Origin of the sequence: Sinomonas atrocyanea (assembly GCF_030811715.1) — a bacterium.
Lineage (GTDB): Bacteria > Actinomycetota > Actinomycetes > Actinomycetales > Micrococcaceae > Sinomonas > Sinomonas atrocyanea_A.
Map to the genome: position 1 here is coordinate 187,078 of NZ_JAUSRH010000006.1, position 17,731 is coordinate 204,808.

Sequence of the window (17,731 nt, forward strand, 5' to 3'; positions counted from 1 at the left end):
CGACCACGCCGGCGGGCGCTCCCGGGAAGGGCTGCGAACGAAGATTCACCACGCCTGTTGAGGTTGCCGCCGAGCGCGCTGGCCGCACCGATGATCACGACCGCGATGGCGACCATGATGCGGTACGCGACGGCGATGGCGCCCTGCACGCCTGAGAGGGTGCGCTCCTTGAGCTTGAGGCCGGCGACGTGCAGGGGGGCCATGCTGGAAAGCATCTTGTGCTCCTGGGGTGTGTGGTGGTTGTCGTCGGCTGGTCCGATCACCAGCTCCACCATCGACGTCAGGGAGGCGGCTCGGCGCGGGGTGCCGAGCTGGAGCGAAGCTCGCGGAAGCGTCGCCAGGCGGGCGGTTCCTGCGGTTCCGCGGCGGCGTTCCTGCGTGAATCCTTAGACTGGCAGGCATGACTTCTGAGCCCTCCACGGTGCGTGTGCGCCTCGATCTGGCGTACGACGGCGCCCCGTTCAGCGGGTGGGCGGTGCAGCCGGGGCGCCGCACGGCGCAGGGGTCCCTCGAGGAGGCGCTCGCGCTGATCCTGCGCCGGCCGGTCCGGGTGGTCGTGGCCGGCCGCACCGACGCCGGGGTGCACGCCCGCGGGCAAGTGGTGCACCTGGACCTCGCGCCCGCGGAGTGGGACGGGCTCGCGCGGCGCTCGTCCGAGGCGCCCGAGGAGGTCCTCGTGCGGCGGCTGCGCGGTGCCCTGAGCCGGGTGCTCGGGGAGGAGACGGGCGCGCTCGAGGTGCGCAGCGCCGTCGTGCCTCCGGCCGGGTTCGACGCGCGGTTCTCGGCGCTGTGGCGGCGCTACTCCTACCGGATCGCGGACGGCCCCGAGGACTGGGATCCGGTGCTGCGCGGGATCACGCTGTGGCACCGCGCGGCCGTCGACGTGGGGCGGATGAACGCCGCCGCGGACCAGTTGCTGGGCCTGGGCGACTTCCTCGCGTTCTGCAAGCCGCGCGAGGGGTCAACCACGGTGCGCACGCTGCAGGAGTTCGCGTTCGAGCGGACGGACGACGGCGTGGTGGTCGCCCGGGTGCGGGCCGACGCCTTCTGCCACAACATGGTCCGGGCCCTGATCGGCTCTGCGCTGCGCGTGGGGGAGGGGCTCGAGTCCGTGGAGTGGCTGCACGAGCGGATGCTCGCCCGGGTGCGGGACGCGAAGACGCGGCTCGCGCCGGCGCACCCGCTCGTGCTCGAGGCGGTCGGGTACCCCGAGTCGGCAGCGGAGATGGCCGAGCGGGCGGAGCTCACGCGGGCGCTGCGGGAGGAGATCCCGGGCGGTTGAGGGGGTCGAACCCTACGCGATCAGGATCTGCATCCCGATGTTCAGGCCGAGGAACACCCAGCCCATCATCGCGAAGTGCTTCAGGCGCGGGGCGGGCCACTTCGCGGCCAGCCAGAGTCCGAGGAGGAGGCCGTTGATCGCGGTGCCGTACGAGATGAGCGCGATCATGACGGCCCTCATGGGAGCAGCCCCGTCGTCGCGCCGGCTCGGGTCTGGGTGTCGCGGCCCATGTCTTCTCCGTCCAGAAGAGCGTGGCCTCGGGGTAGCCTGCCCAGACGTCCCAGAGGTGACCCCCAGCGTAAGCGCTCGGCTGGCCGGCGGGCAATGGCGCCGACGGCATTGAGGAGTTCCCTCCCGACTCTGGGCATCGGGAGGGAACTCCGGCTTGGAGGGACCTCGCGGTTCCGGCGGCCTAGACGAGCAGCTCCTGGAGCGCCTCCTGCAGGCCGGGCAGGCGGGCGGTGCCGGCGAAGCCGTACGCGCACGTGTTGCCGATGCGCTCGAGAGCCGCGGAGGCCGCGAGCAGGTGGACCCCGTGCTGGGACAGGCTCGCCCGCCCGGGTGCGGTCCTCGCGCCATGGACCACGACGATCGGGATGACCTCGACTTCCGGACCGAGGATCAGGCGGAGTTCGTCGGCCGCGTGGTGCAGGGGCAGCGGGAGCGGCTGGCCGGCATGATCGGTGCGGATTGCGGTGTCGCGTCCGCCCGGCGCCCACTGCCAGGTCCCGCCCCGGACGTGGACTGAGTCGAGGAGGAACACGGCGTTCCCGCAGGCCACGGCGTGGTCGGCGGAAGCGCCATCAGGGAGCCCTATCCGGTGGAAGACCGCAGGGCCGGGAAGCGCGAGGAGCAGGTCCAGGAGCACTGCGGTGGCGCGGGCCGGCCTCAGGGCGGGCACCGGGGATGCCGCGCCGGCAGAGTGCACGGAGGCCACGTACGGGATGCCGAAGATCCGGTCTGCCCGTGCGGCCCTGGCGGCCGCCGCCACGTTGCGGCGCCGCGCCGCCAGCGCGCGCCTCGCCACGTGCCTCGTGTAGAGCCCGATGCCGGTGACGCCGCAGAGTGCGATGAGTGCGACCGGGCGCCAGGAGAGCGACCCGTGGGCCCACAGCAGGCTCGACCCGATGACGGCCCCGCCGACGACGGCGGCGAGGGCACCGGCCTTGGCCAGCGCCCGGCGGCCGATCCGCCGGTTCCGGGCCCGGACCGCGGGCGGCACCGCGGCGCCGCCCCCGAACTCGCGGTACCACGCCCAGTCGACCGGATGGACGCTGGGACCCTGGACGCCGATGTCGCTGCGCATGGCACCTCCCGATATTGGTTGAGGGGTCCCCTCCCGGTTCTGGGCATCGGGAGGGGACCCGGCTTGGGCGCCCCCGCGGGCCAGCTGCTTGGACCGCGGGGGCGAGATCAGCGGAGGACGTCGCGGAGCTCTTGGCCCATGCCGGCGTAGTAGCCGCCCAGCCAGGCCCCGGAGATCGTCACTCCCGCGATGATGGCGAGGACCATGAAGGCGATCAGGACCGCGTATTCGGTGGCGGTCGCCCCGCGCTCGGAGTCGCTGACCGGGTCGGTCCACGCGCTGGTCTCGCTGGCGTTCATCTCAGGCGCTTCCGCTTACGAGAACAAGTGGATGATGCTGAGGATGGTCGGCCCCAGGATGATGATGAACAAGGCGGGCAGGATGGAGAAGATCAGCGGGAAGAGGATTTTCACCGGGATCTTCATCGCGTGCTCCTCGGCCCGTTGGCGGCGCTTGATCCTCATCTCCTTGGCCTGGGCCCGCAGGACGTTCGCAATCGCGATGCCGTACTGGTCAGCCTGGACCACTGAGCGGATGAACGACCGCAGTTCGGGGAAGGCAGCCCGGGCTGCGAGATCGAGGTAGGCCTCGCGGCGTGAGCGGCCCACTTGGATGTCCTGCAAGGTGCGGATGAACTCGTCCGCCAGCGGACCGCTGCTGTTCTGCGCGGCCTTGGCCATCGCGGATTCGAAGCCGACGCCCGCCTCGACCGAGATGAGCATCTGGTCGAGCAGGTTGGGCAGGGCCAGCTGCATAGACTCGCGCCGCTTCTGGGCCACGTTGTGCAGGAGGATGTCCGGCACGAAGTATGCAAGGAGCGCTGCCCCGAGGGTCACCGCAGCCATCTGCGGCCCGGGACTGTGCACCAATATGAGAATTCCCAGCGTCAGTCCGAAGGCGCCGAGGATCGGCTTGACGACAATGACCTTCTCGAGCGGCCACCCTTTGGGCCGCCCAGCGCCCGCCAGCTTCTTGTCGAGCCACGCCGCGTAGCCCTTGGGCGTGATGCGTCCGGACGCGGCGCGGAGCGCGGCTCCCATCGAGAGCTGCTTGGGCTGGTTTGCCTTGATGAGGCCGAGGTTCTGGGCGATGGCCCTGCGGGCCGAGCGGTCCGTGGACGCGAGGGACCAGGTCAGGTACGCGGCGGGTGCGATGATCGCGAGGATCGCGGCGAGCATGATGAACGGCATGACGGCCTCCCTCAGTACTTGGGCTTGATGAGTCGGCTGAGCCAGAAGGTGCCGACGCCGAGAAGCAGTGCCGCGGCGCCTAGCATGATCCATCCGAGAACGCTCGCGAAGAACGTGCTGGCGTAGAAGGGGTTCATCAGACAGAGCAGGGCGAGCATCACGATGGGAAGCGCCACGAGGACGATGGCCGAGGTCCGGCCCTCCGCGCTCAGTGACTTCACCATGCGGCCCAGCTGGGCCCGCTCCCGGATGGTCTCGTTGACGTTCTCGAGGACCTCTGCGAGATTGCCGCCCACCTCCCGCTGCGTCTCAATGGCCTGAGCCGCCCAGAGGAAGTCCTCGCTCTTCATCCTGGCTGCGGTGTCCAGGAGCGAGTCGATGAGGTCGCGCCCGATGCGGGTCTCGTTGATGACCCGCTGCAGCTCCTCGCGCATGGGCGACTCGGCATCGTCGGCTCCGCCGTCGATCGCGTGGAGGAGGCTGTGTCCGGCACGAAGGCTGCCGGCGATGCCCTGGAGCGCGTCCGGGAGCTGCTCGGCAAACTTCGCCTGTCGGCGGGAGGCCTTGAGGTTGACCCAGAGGAAGAGCCCAGCCGGAGCCGCGATGACGAGGAGGAATCCGAGGCCAAGACCCCCGAGGAGGAATCCGAGGATGCCCCCGGCGAGGAGGCCGGCGCCGCACATGAGGAGGAAGTCGGCAGCCCGGATCTTGAGCCCCGCCTGCTCGAACTTGTCGGCGGACATCAGCCGGAGGCGGCGGCCGCCGAGCGTCTGGTTGAGCGCCCCTACCGCGCTGTCGGTCACCTTCGTCAGAGTCGAGACCGAGGTCTGGACTCCCTGCCGCCGGCGTTCGAGGGGGACGCCGCGGTGCGACTTCAGGACGAAGAACACGCCCGCGCCGAGGGCGCCGTAGATGCAGAGGAGTCCGGCGATGAGGACCACTGGAGTCTGCATGCCGCTACCTCCGCCCTGCGGGCGGGCCGAACAGCGTGGGGCTGACCTTGATGCCCAGATCCGCGAACCGCTCGGTGAAGCGCGGACGCACTCCGGTGGAGATCGGGCGGCCGAGGAAGCGGCCGTTGGCATCGATGCCGGCCGCGTAGTCGAATACGAACGCGTCCTGCAGCGTCACGACGTCGCCCTCCATGCCCTGCACCTCGGTCACGTGGGTCACCCGGCGGGTTCCGTCCCGCAGGCGGGCCAGCTGGACGATGAGGTTCACGGCCGAGGCGACCTGTTCGCGGATGGCCCGCAGCGGCAGGTCCATGCCGGCCATGAGCACGAGGGTCTCGAGGCGGGCAATCGCGTCGCGCGGCGAGTTGGCGTGGACCGTGGAGAGCGAGCCGTCATGGCCCGTGTTCATGGCCTGGAGCATGTCCAACGTTTCGCCGCCGCGGACCTCACCGACCACGATCCGATCCGGCCGCATGCGCAGGGAGTTGCGCACCAGGTCGCGGATGGAGATGGCGCCGTGACCCTCGATGTTCGGCGGTCGACTCTCGAGGCGTACCACGTGCTCCTGCTGGAGCTGGAGCTCCACGGCGTCCTCGATGGTCACGATCCGCTCGGTGGCGGGGATGAAACCGGAGAGGACGTTGAGCAGGGTGGTCTTGCCGGTGCCGGTGCCGCCCGAGACGATGATGTTCATCCTCGCCTCGACGCAGGCCCGGAGGAGCTCAGACATCTCCGGTGTGAGAGTGCCGAGCCCCTGGAGTTTCTCGACGCTGAGTGCCTCCCGCGAGAACTTGCGGATGGTGAGCGCCGAACCGTTGACCGCGAGGGGCGGGATGATGGCGTTGACGCGCGAGCCGTCCGCGAGGCGCGCATCCACGAGAGGCGAGGACTCGTCGACGCGACGGCCCACGCGGGTGACGATCCTGTCGATGACCCGGCGCAGCTGTTCCTCGGACGTAAAGACCGTCTCGGTGGCGTAGAGCCGGCCATGCCGCTCGATGTACACCTGGTCCTGGCGGTTGACCATGACCTCGGTGACGCTCGGGTCGTCGATGTAGCGCTGGATCGGGCCGAGGCCGAGGACGTCGTCCATGATCTCGCTCAGCAGGCGCTCGCGCTCGGTCGACGTCAGAGGCACCGGCTGGTCCGTCAGGACCGCCCGCAGCTCGCTCTTGACGAGGTCCTGGAGGTCCGCCTCGCTCAGCGAGGAGTCGGTGATCCTTCCGCCGACCCGCTCGAAGAGCTCCTCGGTGGACTTCTCCTTCAGCTCGCGGAGGGCTTGGCTCGAGGCGATGCTCCCATGGGTGGGCGCGTTGGCGAGACGGGCCTCGGCCTCGGCTGCCGCATGGGCCTCGAGGCGCACGCCTAGGGTCGCGGGCTGGTCGGCGTCCTCCACTGCCGGCACGGCACCGGCGGTGGATGGAGGCGCTGCGGGCAGATCCTTGGCTGCCCGGAGGCGGTCGACGAGGCTCACTGGAACACCACCCTCTTGTGCACGGCCCGGCGGTTCGACTCGTTCCACGTGGGCTTGAAGCGATCGACCAGACGCTCGAGGGCCTTGACGGTCCGGTCCCTCGGGCCGTCCTGGAGGGCAGGTACCCCGCGGTTGGTGGCCATGGGGAGGACCTTGGACCGCGCGAGCACCACGTCGACGGGGAGACCGAGGGTCGCCTCGACGTCCTGGACCGATAGGCCGGACCTCTTGTCCGCCATGTTGAGCACGAGGTGGCGGTGCTCGGGGAGCAGGTGCAGCTCCGAGAGGACCTCAAGGCCGGTCTTGAGGCCGCGGACGCTGGGGATGTCCATGCCGCAGACCCACACCGCGTCGCTGGCTTCGTCGAGGACGGCGAGCACGTGGTCGCCGAGGCCGGGAGAGGTGTCCACCACCACGTACTGGAACTCCGAGGCGAGCCGGCCGACGAGTTCGCCTACCTGGTCCGCAGAGATGCGCTCGGCATCTGCCGGGTTGCGGGGGGCGCACAGCGCGTACAGATTGGTCGAGTGGTGGGCCAGGTACGTCTTCAAGGACAGCGAGTCCTTCGGCCCGTTCACGGCGTCGAGCACGCTGCGCTCGGGATCCAGCATGAGCCCGCTGGCCACGTCGCCGAACTGGAGGTCGAGGTCCACGATCACCACAGACATGGGCGCCGTCTTGGCCAGGCCCACGGCGATGTTGGTGGCGATGGTCGTCTTCCCGACGCCGCCCTTCGGGGACATGACGGCGATGACGCGACCGCGTCCCTGGCCGGCGGCCGCCACGTCGATCGCCGGGCCGGCCGAGAGGCGGTACGTCGCGGCCGCGGCGGCGTCCTCGAGACGCCCTCGGAGCTGGTCCGCTGTGGCACCCGGGTCGATGAACTCGCGGATGCCGGACCGCATGGCCGCCGCGACCAGGTCCCCGGTGGGCTCGGCCGCGAAGGCCATGCTCACGTGGGGGAAGCGGACGTCGACGGCGGCGGCGAAGTTCACCACATCCTCGGCCCTGAGGTCTGGCCCCAGGACGAGCACTTCAATTGGCTCCCCGACGAGCTGGTCGAAGACGTCGTCGATCGACGAGGGCAGGAAGTTCGCGTGGAACACCTGGATAGACCCTGGCAGGCCCGCGGTGGCCAGCCTGACCCGATGATCGAAGTCCGGATCCTGCGTGATCAGTGCGAAGCGGCTCATCGGAATACCTTCGTCCGGTCCACGACGCCGGAGGTGTTTTCCTGGGCAGCCGCCGGCTCCTTGGTCAGGTAGACCTTGCCGAACTCGGCCGCGTAGACGATCCGCTCGGCGTCGGCCGCGGGTCGCGCGATTGTGACCAGGTAGTCGCCCGCAGGCTGCGAGGAGCTCTTCGTGCTGCTGTTGAGGCCGCCGCCGCTGCTGCCGCTCTGCTGTGATCCAGAGGCCGCCTCGCCGGCGTTGGCGCCGCTCGAGAGTTGGACGGCGGTCACGAGCACCTTGTGGTAGGCGAGCTGGGTCTGGGCCGGCGCGTTGTCCTCCTTGGGGAGGGAGAGCAGGACGCCGACCGTGTCGCCGGGAGCGAGGGCGCCCCCAATGACGCGCTCGATCGGAAGGCGGACGGTCAGCTCCTGCATGCCGGACGGGACCTCGGCGCGACCTGGCGTCGCGAGCGCCGCCGGGTCGACGAGGCGGCTCGAGAGGAGCTGCTCGCCGGGCTCGAGGGCCACGGACGTGACCTTGCCCTTGAGTGCCGTGAGGTCCGTGACCGGGTCCGCGGGGATTGCGGCCTTCGGGATCGGCTTGAGGGCGACGGCGGCCGAGACGGCGTCTGCTGCTGCGCCGGCCGGGATGGACTTCTGGACGACGTAGACGTCCTGCGTCTGGACGTCGGCGAGGGCGCGGCGGTCTGCGCCGTTGACGTAGGTGAGGAGAAGTACGGTGCCGATGATTGCGACAATCAGTGCAGCCACGCCTCCCAGTAGGCGGGTCCTCATGGTGAATCCTTTCGGTCGTGGCGCTGCGGGTTATCCGATGAGCTTGGTGAGGTACATGGCGCCAGGCTGTGGGGTCGGACTCGTCTGGAATCCGCTGAAGACGCTCGGGTCCGCGGAGAACCCGAGGAAGTAGCCGTAGATGCCGTTGTTGTTCGTCGGCGCGGGCCACGTCCCCTGCTGCGTGCTGGGGAAGCTCCAACCCAGGATGTGGAAGCCGGCCCACTTGGAGACGTGGTAATAGGTGTTGTTGCCTGTGCCGCGGAAGTCGTCGTAGATCGGGACGGCCACGTTGGTGCCAAGGAGGGAGGGCTGGAAGACAGCATTGATGCAGCCGTGCGGCGCCGAAGCACCCGTGCTTGTCTGGGCCCAGTCGCCGACTCCGACCGTGAGCTCGCAGGCCCCAGGACCTGTTGGCATGAGCCACGCGAACCCGCCGGGCATGATCTGGTTGGACGGCGTGCGCCCGTTGCAGTCGGGGGTGCCGCCCCCGCCCTGGGTGAGGATCTTCTGCATGACCGGAGTCGCGGCCGAGCTGTTCAGGTTGAACTCGCACACGTTCATCGCGAGGGGAAGGATCGACTTCCCGCGCGTGGGGTAGCCCCAGGATGCGGTGGCCGTGGCGCGCGCGCTGCCGGTGTTGATGCCGAGAAAGCGCGCGAAGCTCAGGATCATGCTTGGCGACCCGTCGTTTGTGAGCGTGGAGGCGTTTGCGGTGACGGTGCCCGCCGTGAAGTCGATGGCCGGCGGCCCGATGGTCGTGGCGCCGTCGTTCGCGTTCGCGTTGCCGTACGTCGTTCCGAGGTCTCCCGAACCGCTCGCGCACGTGCTCGGCGACTTGGCGCACGAGTCGGCTACCGCGAGGGCGGCTGCGTCCGCGCCGTTCTGGAGCTGGGCCCGCTCGGCGGCCAGCTGACCGAAATCGACCGCGACGGCGCCAGCGCCCAGCAGCACCACGAGGAGCACGGCAACGAAGGCGATCGTGGCTCCCTTCTCGCGCTCGGACGCCGGGGGAAACAGACGAGAGATCAGCCGCCGCATCGCATGGCTCCTCTTCCGGTGACGGTGATGCTGGAGCCGATGTTGAACCAGGGCCCCGTCAGCAGTGCGACGTTGGACATCACGGTGGCGTTGGCCTCGGCACCGTTGGTGCATGCCCCGGTGCCCGGCGTGATCTGGATGCTGGACAGCGTGACGTTCGTGACGGCGTTGTTGACCGCCGTGGTGGCGACGCCCGTGTCGTTCTTGATGGCCATCGTCCTGGCGCCCTCGCGTGCCGCGTTCGTCACCATGATCTGGACGTTGTAGATGCGGGAGAACTCGACTATGCCCAGAATGAGTGCAAGTAGCAGCGGGACGACAATGGCGAATTCGACGACTGCGGCGCCCCGTTCGTGGTTCCTGCGTGCTCTTCTCGACATGACTCTTATCTCCCGGTGAGTGCTGATACGGCTGCGGGCCGGCCGGAAAGACCAGCCGGCCCGCGCGGGTCCTTCTAGCCGGCGGTGTTGGTCACGCGGCCCGCGAGGGTGTTGAACCAGCCGCTGAGCTGGTTTCCGAAGACCGTGACACCGCCGATGACCACAAGTGCAATGAAAGCCACGAGCACCGCGTACTCGGTGGCCGTCGCACCCTTTTCCTTCTCGCCGTTCACAATGCCGTTCCAGAAGGTGAGAACGGAAACAAAGAGCTTGTCCATGGTGATGTCCTTTTCGTGAGGTGGAGCAATTTGTAAAAGGGGTCTTTGTGGCGGGCCACCCCCGGTATTCCTGCCCGTGCCACAAATCTCCCACCTCCTGGAGGCCGGCACCATAAGCATTGATACGTGAATCTCAGGCTTATAACAGCCGCCGAATACCGGGCTGACGCTCGCGGTGGTACCCGGTGGCCACGCGGACCGACCCGTGGGCGGTACTCAGCTGGGGACCTTTGGACTACTTGCGTACTGGACATGTCCATCGGAGGGGGTGCGTACACTGTTTCCGGCGGCCGGCCCGGCGCCCGTCCGGAGGCCTCCTGGGCCTCGCTTTGACCCGGCGAGCCGCGCCAAGCTACTCTTGATAGTCGTTGTGCGTGTCCTGACTCGATGGAACGCGCCTCGGGAGTGTCCAGTTGCAGGACGCCGGCTTCCGGGCGCATTCGAGATGCAAGGGATAACTGGTCTGGGAGCCCTCACCTCTGGTCCGGTAGCGCACCGAAGCACGGGGTGTATCTCACCGGCACCCCACCAGACCAAGAAACGAAGGCAATAACTGTGCGTACGTACACTCCGAAGCCCGGCGACGCCGACCGTCAGTGGCACGTCATCGACGCCACCGACGTCGTTCTGGGTCGTCTTGCCAGCCAGACCGCAACGCTGCTGCGCGGGAAGCACAAGCCGACCTACGCGTCCCACATGGATATGGGCGATTTCGTCATCATCATCAACGCGGACAAGGTGGCCCTCACCGGTGCCAAGCTCCAGCAGAAGCGCGCCTACCGCCACTCGGGCTTCCCGGGCGGCCTCACGAGCGTGACCTACGCCGAGCTGCTCGAGAAGAACCCGGTCCGCGCCGTGGAGAAGGCCATCAAGGGCATGCTCCCGAAGAACAAGCTGGCCGCCCAGCAGCTGTCCAAGCTCAAGGTCTACGCGGGCCCCAACCACCCGCACGCTGCCCAGCAGCCCAAGACCTTCGAGATCAACCAGGTCGCCCAGTAGTCCTGGCCACTACTCAAGAATTCATCAAGGAGAACACTGTGGCTCAGAACGAAGAGCTGAACACCGCGGCTGAGGAGAACCTCACCAGCTACACCTCCGAGAGCGCCCCGGCCGCGGCCGAGACCGCCACGCGCGAGCGCCCGGCCCTCACCGTTGCCGGTGCGGCCGTCGGCCGCCGCAAGGAGGCCGTGGCCCGCGTCCGCGTCGTCCCCGGTTCCGGCCAGTGGACCATCAACGGCCGCACGCTCGAGAACTACTTCCCGAACAAGCTGCACCAGCAGGAGGTGAACGATCCGTTCAAGCTTCTCGACCTCGAGGGCGCCTACGACGTGATCGTCCGCATCCACGGTGGTGGCCCCTCCGGCCAGGCCGGTGCTGTGCGCCTCGGTGTCTCGCGCGCTCTGAACGAGATCGACGTCGAGAACAACCGTCCGGCCCTGAAGAAGGCCGGCTTCCTGACCCGCGACGCCCGCGTGGTCGAGCGCAAGAAGGCCGGCCTCAAGAAGGCCCGCCGCGCACCGCAGTACTCGAAGCGCTGATTTCAGCCCTTCCGGAGGCCCGTCCCACTACTGTGGGGCGGGCCTTCCGCCGTTCACTCGGGGGGGCCGAAGCGATACACGCACGCGTGCCCGGCGGGTCTGCATGGGTAGTTGGCTTTGACCCAGGTTAGGATCTTCGCGGCCTCACCCACCCCTAGCGCCGTGGCCGGCGGCACGTTCCCCACGATCAGCTCGCCGACCCGTCCTGAAGCCAGACGGCTCTTGAAGTCCTCGAGGGTGGGGGAGGGGTCTGTGCCGTCAAAGCCGCCTACGGCCAGAATGCTTCGACGGGCGGCGATCTCGTACTTCGCGGCGCTCGACGAACCGATGACGGCCGCGGGCCAGGTAACGCTTTTGGGCTCGCGACTTAGCCCTTCGATTGCGCTGGGCTCGATGAAGTCCCCGAATTTCAAGGCCGCATATTGCGGCCCGTCCTGGCGCTGCATCCCCGGGTCGGCGGGGTCATCAGGACGATGCCCTCCGACAGGCGGTCCTCCGGCCAGCCCTGCACCTTCGTGCGCGCTTCCGGCGGTGAATCCCGACCACAGAGCTGGACCCATGAGGATGAGGCAGACGGTAAGCGCCATACCTGGCGCGACCAGCTTCCGCAGAGGAGGCAGTATCGCCCAAGCCATTGCAAGCGACCCGGTTCCGAGAATGAACATTGGGAACCACGGAAACGAGTTGACTCCCTGCATCGCAACGATGTAATCGAGCAACAGCGTAACGGCGAGACATGAGGCCAACAGTGACCGATAGCGAATGGATTTCCTTTTCTCGATGAGGGTTTTCAATGCCACGGCGGCAAGGCACGTGGCCGAGGGGACTGTCGGCAGAAGATAATATGCGTGCACAATTCCGGACATATAGGCAACAACGGTAATGGAACAGAAGAACCATACGAAATTCAATGCAAGGAATGCCCGCAACTGTCCCTGCGCACTCCTCCAGAGGACTACGGCCAGAACAGTGCCAGCGACGGCGAGGGGTAGCACCCAGAGAATCTGACCGGCCATCTGCGGGAGGACGAATCGGAGAGGGCCTACCGGGAGGTCGGTCTTCGTGCCGAGGTCTTCGTAGACCTCAGCGCGCTGCGCATCCAGGCCGGTCAGCCGATCGAGGCCGTTGTAGCCGAACGTCAGCTCCCAGAAACTGTTGCTCCGCGTTCCGCCGATGAAGGGCCGCGAGCCCGCCGGCGTCAGCGCGAGAACCGCAAGCCATGCCCCCGCCGTGGCCAGGGCAGTGCCTGCGGCGAGGGCCGCCCCGCGGATCCTCTGGCCCAGTCGCCCGGGGCCGAGCCAGATCACGGCGACGAGCAGGGCGGGCACGATGAGAGCCACCTGCAGCTGCTTGGTGAGGAATCCCGCTCCGATGAGGGCACCGGCAAGGGCAAGGAAACGCTGCCTCTCGGTCCTGATCGCCCGGAGTGTTGCCCACGCAGCCGCAGTCATGAGGAATGTCAGCAGGGCATCCGGGTTGTTGTAGCGGAAGACGGCTGTCGCGGCGGGCATGATCGCCATCAGGGTTCCGGCAAGCAGGCCCCACCGGTGGCCGAGGTGCTGTGCCGCCATCCGGTGGATGAGCCACACCGTGCCCACCCCCATCAGGGCTTGAGGCACCAGAAGGCTCCAGGAGTTCAGCCCGAATAGCTTGACGCTGAGGCTCATCACCCAGAGGGCCAGCGGCGGCTTGTCGACCGAGATGGCGTTGGCGGGATCGGAGGATCCGAAGAAGAAGGCCGTGAAATTATCCGCGCCTGAGAAGGCTGCCGCCGTGTAGAAGGCATTGGCCCACCCGTTGATGCTGAGGTTCCAGAGATACAGCACAGCGGTACCGGCCAGCAGCCCGGCCGTCTCCCAACGGCTCCGTGCGAGCGTCCCGCTCACCGGGGCCTTCGTCGGAAGGGCGGCCACGGTGATCATGCCGGCCCCGCGGCTCGTTGGCCCCCATCAGCGCTGTCCATGCGAGCAGAGTAGGGGACCGGTGGCACACGGCTCTACCCGCTCCGAGGAAGTCAAGTAGCCGAGTTTGCCGCCGGGTAATAAGCAAGTAGTCGTGCATGGTCGAATCGGGTACCCAGCCCCGAAAGACAAGTGGTGCTGCGATCGCACTTCATCGATAGGTCCGTCGCGGGGGCCAAGATGCCTCCGCACGAGACCGCGCCGCCAGCGGGAACGGGAGGGGACCTCGGGCCTCTCCCGCCGCCGCATGCCTGGGCTACTACCTGTCACCAGCCGGCGGCGCGGACGGCGCGTGGAGCACATGGCGCAGCTTCCCGCCCCGGGGGTTCACGCGGATCGGCTCGGGGTCGAGGCCCAGACCGACGTCGGGGAGGCCCTGTTCAGCGAGGTAGGCGCGCAGGCGCGCGAGAGCCTCCGCCTCCACGGTGTGCCGCTCCTGCCCGGGCAGGACCTCGACGCGGACGGCCAACGTGGCCGGGCCCGTCTGCAGCACCTGGAACCGGTGCACGCCGGGGGTCTCCTCCACGACCGTGCCCAGCGCCATGGGCAGCAGGACCACGGTCCCGGCCGGTCCCTCGACCCGGAGGATCTCATCCGTGCGGCCCTCGATCCGGACCGTGGGCAGGGGGCTCCCGCAGCGGCACGGTTCCGCCCCGAGGCGGACGGAATCGCCGAGCTCGTAGCGGATGAGCGGCTGGACGAAGTTGGCCAGGTTGGTCAGCAGCACCGAATGGGAGAGGACCCCAACGGGGACCGGCCTGCCGGCGCTGTCGATCGGCTCGAGGATGAACCAGTCCGCGTTGAGGTGCTGCTGGCCGTAGCGGCAGGGCAGGGTGAGCGGGCCGGCCTCCGAGGCGCTGTACAGCTCCAGCAGCGGGCAGCCGAACACCTGCTCGATGCGGCGCCGCACGGCCGGCAGCAGCTGCTCTCCGCCGCAGGCCACCAGCGCCGGGGCGATGTGCAGCCGTCCGGCGGCCTGCTCCTCCGCCAGCACTTCAAGCCCGCTCGCGTACGACTCCAGCATCCCCGGCCGGTACGCATTCAGCTCCTGCACCAGCTGCGGCATCGGCTCCAGCACGGAGAAGGAGCGCACGTACCGGCGGCGGAACGGCACCGAGCGGATCCGGCGCGCGTACATGACGGTCGTGAGGAAGTGGCCCCCGGTGGCGAAGACGAGGGCGGCCCGGATTCCCTTGGCCATCATCCGGGCCATCACCCGCGGATCGACGTACGGCGGCCGGCCGTAGGCCAGCCCGTTCATGACGGCGAGGGCCCGCGCGTCCTGCACGAGCAGCGTGGGCTCGCCGGTGGAGCCCGAGGTGGTGAAGACGACATAGCGGCCGAGGAAGTCGGTCCCGATCGTGTCCTGCCGCGCGGTGAAGCGCAGGAGGGCGTCCTTGGTGACCTCGGGGTCGGTGACCCAGCGGTCGAAGTGGCCCATCAGCTCGGCCTTGGTCACCGGGGGCAGCGACCCCAGCTCCGCGTCCTGCGGGAGCCCGGCGTACAGCTGGGCATAGAAGTCCGAGTGGGCGCGGGCGTGCTGCAGCAGGGCGGCCAGGCGCTCCCGCTGGCGCGCCTCGATCGCCGCGGGGCCGCCCCGCAGCACCCGCCGCGCGTCCCGCAGGACGCCGAGCGTGGTGAGGCGGCCGGATCTGCGCATGAGGCCATTGTCGGCAGGGGCTGCAGCGGGCAATAGGGCCAGTTGGCGCGCAGGTTTCGGCTCCGCTCGACCACCGGGGTCTCGGCTCGGCCACGGGCCTTTCCCCACGCCCAGTAAACTAGGGCGGGTGACTAGGCTCTTCGGTACTGACGGCGTGCGCGGGCTGGCCAATGGCCTCCTCGACGCCGAGCTCGCCCTCAAGCTCTCCCAGGCGGCCGCCGTCGTCCTCGGCCACCAGCAGGTGCCGGACGGCACCCGGCCGCGCGCCGTCGTCGCCCGTGACCCCCGAGCCTCCGGCGAGTTCCTCGGTGCGGCGGTCGAGGCCGGCCTCGCGAGCGCGGGCGTGGACGTGTACGACGCCGGCGTCCTCCCGACCCCCGCGGCCGCCTACCTCGTGGCGGACCTCGGCGCCGACTTCGGCGTGATGATCTCCGCGAGCCACAACCCGGCCCCGGACAACGGCATCAAGTTCTTCGCCCGCGGCGGGCAGAAGCTCCCCGACGAGGTCGAGGACCAGATCGAGGCCCTCCTCTCCGGCGAGCCGCACCGCCCCACCGGCGCCGGCGTGGGCCGCATCCAGCGCTTCTCCGACGCGGAGGACCGCTACATCGTCCACCTGCTCACCACCCTCCCGCACCGCCTCGACGGGCTGACCGTGGTGCTCGACTGCGCCAACGGTGCCGCCTCGGGCTGCTCGCCGCAGGTGTTCAAGGACGCCGGCGCCGAGGTCGTGGTGATCGGCGCCGACCCGGACGGGCTCAACATCAACGACGGCGTGGGCTCCACCCACCTCGAGAAGCTCCAGGCCGCGGTCGTGGAGCACGGCGCGGACCTGGGCGTGGCGCACGACGGCGACGCCGACCGCTGCCTCGCCGTGGACCACGAGGGCACCGTGGTGGACGGCGACCAGATCATGGCGATCCTCGGCCTCGCCCTCAAGGACGCCGGCAAGCTGCACGACGACGTGCTCGTGGCCACGGTGATGAGCAACCTCGGCCTCAAGATCGCCTTGCGCGAGGCGGGCATCACCATCCGTGAGACCGCCGTGGGGGACCGCTACGTGCTCGAGGAGATGCGCGCCGGCGGGTACTCGCTCGGCGGCGAGCAGTCCGGGCACGTGATCTTCTCCGACTTCGCCACCACCGGCGACGGCGTGCTCACGGGCCTGCAGATCGCGGCCCAGGTGGCCCGCACGGGCAAGACGCTCAAGGAGCTCGCGGCCGTGATGACCCGGCTCCCGCAGGTGCTCATCAACGTCAAGGGTGTCGACAAGGCCCGGGTCTCCGCTGACCCGGGCGTGGCCGCCGCCGTGGCCGATGCGGAGGCCGAGCTCGGGGAGACCGGCCGCGTGCTCCTGCGCCCCTCGGGCACCGAGCCCGTGGTCCGGGTCATGGTCGAGGCCGCGGACGAGGAGACCGCCCAGGCCGTCGCCGGGCGCCTGGCCGAGGTGGTCCAGAGCCAGCTCGCGCTCGCGTAGGCCTTGGGGCGGTCGGAGGCCGCGCCTTCCTGCTCACCTTGAAGCGCTGAGGGTCGTCCTGCCCGGCGCGCCGCGCCTCGACGCGCCGGGCCCCACGGCCAAGGTGAGCAGGACGGTACGCTCGCCTCATGCGCACGCCCCCGCCTGCCGCCGTCCGGGCCGTCCAGCGCCTCAGCCGGGCCCTCACTCGGGCCGGCGCGGCGCTCCAGCCACCGCAGGCGCGCTTCCTCGAGGTCTCCGGCGGAGTCGCGGCCATCGCGCTCATGCGGGCGGCCGTCCGCACCCGGCTCGTCGAGCCCCTCGCGGGAGGCCGCCGCACCGCCGCGGAGGTGGCCCGCGAGCTCGGCCTGCACGCTGACACCGCGCACCGGGTGCTGCGCGGCCTCGCGGTCTACGGCCTCGTGACCCTGGACCGCCGCGGGGCCTTCGCGCTCACGGCCACCGGCCGGCTGCTGCTCGAGGACCATCCGCGCTCGATGGCCGGCTGGGTCCGGTACGCGACCTCAGACGCCGTCCTGGCCGGCTGGCTGCGACTGCCCGAGACCCTCGCGGACGGGCGGCCGGCCTTCAACGCCGCCACGGGCAGGAGCCTCTGGGACCACCTCGCCGAGCACCCGGACGAGGAGGCCGGCTTCGCGCGCACCATGCACGAGCTCACCCTCCTCGCGGCCCCGCTCATCGTCGCCGCGTACCCCTGGCCCGAGCGGGGCACGGTGTGCGACGTGGGCGGCGGCGTGGGCGCCATGCTCGCCTCCGTCCTCTCCGCCCGGCCCGCGCTCGACGGCGTGCTCGTGGACCAGGCGGGTCCGCTCGCGGCCTCGGGGGAGTACCTCGCCGGCCGGGGCGTGGGCGGGAGGGTCCGCGCGGTGGAGGGCGACATCTTCGTCGGCTTCGAGGCCGCCGCCGACGTCTACCTCCTCAAGGACGTGCTCCACGACTGGGACGACGACCAGTGCCGCCGGATCCTCCGCACGGTCAGGGCCGCCGCCGCCCCGGGAACGCGGGTGCTGGTCCTCGAGTGGCTCCAGGAGCCCAACGCCGCCGAGTTCCCCGTCTCGATCTCGGACGTCATGATGCTCGCCCAGACCGAGGGGCGCCAGCGCTCCGCCGCCGAGCACCTCGCGCTCGGCGAGGCAGCCGGCTTCCGGCCGGGCCGGGTCCTCGACACGGGGGCGTACGGGATCGTCGAGCTCGTGGTCCCGTGAGCGCGTGCCGTCCCGGCGCGCTG

General features: G+C 69.6%; 18 protein-coding genes. 5 read left to right on the forward strand and 13 right to left on the reverse strand.

The genetic code is table 11. From position 1 onward, the window contains the following. The first annotated feature begins 400 nt into the window (after positions 1 to 400). Positions 401 to 1,282: a tRNA pseudouridine synthase A gene (locus J2W21_RS11640; RefSeq protein ID WP_307114662.1), complete on the forward strand. Its 882-nt coding sequence runs from the start codon at positions 401 to 403 to the stop codon at positions 1,280 to 1,282. A gap of 12 nt (positions 1,283 to 1,294) precedes the next feature. Here the strand turns inward: J2W21_RS11640 and J2W21_RS11645 are convergent, their stop codons facing one another. The 11 genes from J2W21_RS11645 to J2W21_RS11695 form a co-directional block, all read right to left on the reverse strand. After that, positions 1,295 to 1,462 carry a hypothetical protein gene (locus J2W21_RS11645; protein WP_307114663.1) on the reverse strand — a complete coding sequence of 56 codons (168 nt, stop codon included), beginning with the start codon at positions 1,460 to 1,462 and terminating at the stop codon, positions 1,295 to 1,297. A 232-nt stretch (positions 1,463 to 1,694) separates the two neighbouring features. Continuing rightward, a complete protein-coding gene (locus tag J2W21_RS11650; protein ID WP_307114664.1) occupies positions 1,695 to 2,588 on the reverse strand; it encodes a hypothetical protein in 894 nt (297 codons plus the stop codon). A 107-nt stretch (positions 2,589 to 2,695) separates the two neighbouring features. Further along, a complete protein-coding gene (locus J2W21_RS11655; RefSeq protein ID WP_307114665.1) occupies positions 2,696 to 2,887 on the reverse strand; it encodes a Flp family type IVb pilin in 192 nt (63 codons plus the stop codon). A gap of 15 nt (positions 2,888 to 2,902) precedes the next feature. Then, positions 2,903 to 3,778: a type II secretion system F family protein gene (locus J2W21_RS11660; protein WP_307114666.1), complete on the reverse strand. Its 876-nt coding sequence runs from the start codon at positions 3,776 to 3,778 to the stop codon at positions 2,903 to 2,905. An 11-nt stretch (positions 3,779 to 3,789) separates the two neighbouring features. Beyond that, a complete protein-coding gene (locus tag J2W21_RS11665; RefSeq protein WP_307114667.1) occupies positions 3,790 to 4,731 on the reverse strand; it encodes a type II secretion system F family protein in 942 nt (313 codons plus the stop codon). Positions 4,732 to 4,735: 4 nt separating this feature from the next. Further along, complete coding sequence (locus J2W21_RS11670) at positions 4,736 to 6,205, reverse strand: CpaF family protein (protein WP_307114668.1); 1,470 nt, start codon at positions 6,203 to 6,205, stop codon at positions 4,736 to 4,738. Next, positions 6,202 to 7,398, reverse strand: a complete 1,197-nt coding sequence (locus tag J2W21_RS11675) for an AAA family ATPase (protein WP_307114669.1) — start codon at positions 7,396 to 7,398, stop codon at positions 6,202 to 6,204. The genes J2W21_RS11670 and J2W21_RS11675 overlap by 4 nt, the downstream gene beginning before the upstream one ends. Then, positions 7,395 to 8,147 (reverse strand): Flp pilus assembly protein CpaB, encoded by a 753-nt coding sequence (gene cpaB / locus J2W21_RS11680; protein ID WP_307114670.1) that lies wholly within the window; start codon positions 8,145 to 8,147, stop codon positions 7,395 to 7,397. Before cpaB ends, J2W21_RS11675 begins: the two co-directional genes overlap by 4 nt. A gap of 54 nt (positions 8,148 to 8,201) precedes the next feature. Continuing rightward, positions 8,202 to 9,209: a pilus assembly protein TadG-related protein gene (locus tag J2W21_RS11685; RefSeq protein WP_307114671.1), complete on the reverse strand. Its 1,008-nt coding sequence runs from the start codon at positions 9,207 to 9,209 to the stop codon at positions 8,202 to 8,204. After that, entirely contained in the window at positions 9,197 to 9,589 is a 393-nt protein-coding gene (locus J2W21_RS11690) for a TadE/TadG family type IV pilus assembly protein (RefSeq protein WP_307114672.1), read from the reverse strand. Before J2W21_RS11690 ends, J2W21_RS11685 begins: the two co-directional genes overlap by 13 nt. Before the next feature lie 74 nt (positions 9,590 to 9,663). Continuing rightward, positions 9,664 to 9,867 (reverse strand): Flp family type IVb pilin, encoded by a 204-nt coding sequence (locus J2W21_RS11695; protein ID WP_307114673.1) that lies wholly within the window; start codon positions 9,865 to 9,867, stop codon positions 9,664 to 9,666. Between the two features lie 555 nt (positions 9,868 to 10,422). Here J2W21_RS11695 and rplM point away from each other — a divergent pair. Together rplM and rpsI are read left to right on the forward strand one after the other, a co-directional pair. Further along, positions 10,423 to 10,866 (forward strand): 50S ribosomal protein L13, encoded by a 444-nt coding sequence (gene rplM, locus J2W21_RS11700; protein WP_307114674.1) that lies wholly within the window; start codon positions 10,423 to 10,425, stop codon positions 10,864 to 10,866. A gap of 38 nt (positions 10,867 to 10,904) precedes the next feature. After that, positions 10,905 to 11,405 carry a 30S ribosomal protein S9 gene (rpsI, locus tag J2W21_RS11705; RefSeq protein ID WP_307114675.1) on the forward strand — a complete coding sequence of 167 codons (501 nt, stop codon included), beginning with the start codon at positions 10,905 to 10,907 and terminating at the stop codon, positions 11,403 to 11,405. A 53-nt stretch (positions 11,406 to 11,458) separates the two neighbouring features. Here rpsI and J2W21_RS11710 read toward each other — a convergent pair whose 3' ends face one another. Further along, the gene (locus J2W21_RS11710; RefSeq protein ID WP_307114676.1) at positions 11,459 to 13,327 is read right to left on the reverse strand and encodes a glycosyltransferase family 39 protein; all 1,869 of its coding nucleotides are present in this window, start codon (positions 13,325 to 13,327) and stop codon (positions 11,459 to 11,461) included. A gap of 298 nt (positions 13,328 to 13,625) precedes the next feature. Continuing rightward, positions 13,626 to 15,026 carry a phenylacetate--CoA ligase family protein gene (locus J2W21_RS11715; RefSeq protein ID WP_307114677.1) on the reverse strand — a complete coding sequence of 467 codons (1,401 nt, stop codon included), beginning with the start codon at positions 15,024 to 15,026 and terminating at the stop codon, positions 13,626 to 13,628. Between the two features lie 127 nt (positions 15,027 to 15,153). Between J2W21_RS11715 and glmM the strand changes: the two genes are divergently transcribed. Next, a complete protein-coding gene (gene glmM / locus J2W21_RS11720) occupies positions 15,154 to 16,503 on the forward strand; it encodes a phosphoglucosamine mutase (protein ID WP_307114678.1) in 1,350 nt (449 codons plus the stop codon). A 128-nt stretch (positions 16,504 to 16,631) separates the two neighbouring features. Continuing rightward, complete coding sequence (locus J2W21_RS11725) at positions 16,632 to 17,708, forward strand: methyltransferase (RefSeq protein ID WP_307114679.1); 1,077 nt, start codon at positions 16,632 to 16,634, stop codon at positions 17,706 to 17,708. The last annotated feature ends 23 nt before the right edge of the window (positions 17,709 to 17,731 follow it).